Raw genomic sequence first — 1,233 nt, 5'->3', positions numbered from 1 at the left:
ATTTTTTTATTCAACCGACGTACGAACACACCAGCAATTTCTTCACGCTCGCTAGGCTTACCGGTTTCTTTTTCAACTATTGAAGCGAGAATCAAAGCTTCATATGGCGTTGCTAATGGCAGTTTAGATTGTCGCTTCGACCATTCTTCGTCTAGCACTTTGAGTAAGCGCTGATGCGCGCGCTTTAAAATGGAAAGATCGCTCTCACCTTTGTGGAAAAAGTAAGTATCCGGATAAATCGCCCCTTCGGGATGCGTGAAAACAAAATCGCCTTTTTGCGGAAGATCGCTTGATTTATTTCCTGTGAGTTTTTGCAGTACCTCTTTGTCACTCAAACCTACCAACACATGTTGCAAGCGAGAATCTGATTCAAGCACTGCACGCGCTTCTTTGAATGTAGATCCTTCAATTAAAACGACTTTATAGCTGACATACTGATTTGATGTAAGCAAGGCAAACAGCTCAACCAGCGTCATATCGCGTTGAATTTCAAACTCGCCGGCTTTGAGTTTCGGACTAAGATTTTTATGGCGAACGTATATCTTGGCCACTTCTTCATATTCAATAATTCCCAATTTATGGAAATCATTAATCACTCGGTTGGACGAGCTTCCTTTTTTAAGTTCGTATACAAAAGGCTCTGTGATTGGTAAGGGCTTTTCGAGATAACGCAGATAAGAAAGGACTGCTAACGCACCAAGCAATGCGAAAAGAACAACTGAGCCGAGAAAAAATTTAAGCCACTTCATAATCAAAACCAAAGCGCTGTTTTACTGTTGACATCATCTTATTTACTTGTGTAGAAGGCGCATATTTTGATTGCTGAAACTGGCTAACAGGCCATACACCAAATACACTGTTGATCATGAGTAAGGCATCTGCCTGATGCAGATCATCCAATGTCATTTGTCGCTCCTGTATCGTGAAAGAGCCATCGAACTCCTCAAGCTCGCCTGCTAGCAAAGCACTTAATAAGGTACCGCGAATTCCACAAACACTCAGTTCTGGCGTGTAAAACGTTCCATCAATCAAAGCGATTAAGTTTGATTTGGTGCCTTCAATAACGTGATTCTTTTGATCAAGCATGACACCTTCCGGCGCGCCGTTTAACTCGCGAGCCCCCATGACCTGATCAAGTCGATTCAGATGCTTGATACCTGCCAACATAGGTTGCTCACTCAAGCGATGCGAACACAAGGCAAGCTCAATCCCCGATGAATAATAAGATTCTTG

The 1,233-nt window shown here is 42.7% G+C and carries 2 protein-coding genes; both read right to left on the bottom strand.

Features of this window, described 5'->3' with window-relative positions; genetic code table 11:
• On the bottom strand, positions 1-749 hold a 749-nt coding region (gene mltG / locus A3738_RS15225), incomplete at its 3' end, for an endolytic transglycosylase MltG (RefSeq protein WP_082890057.1).
• The coding region (locus tag A3738_RS15220) for an aminotransferase class IV (protein WP_197473876.1) at positions 736-1,233 on the bottom strand (498 nt) is incomplete at its 5' end. The genes mltG and A3738_RS15220, both read right to left, overlap by 14 nt.

This window comes from Oleiphilus sp. HI0066, from assembly GCF_001635725.1.
The sequence above is the reverse complement of the archived record's forward strand: the minus strand, read 5'-3'. Positions and strand labels throughout refer to the sequence as shown.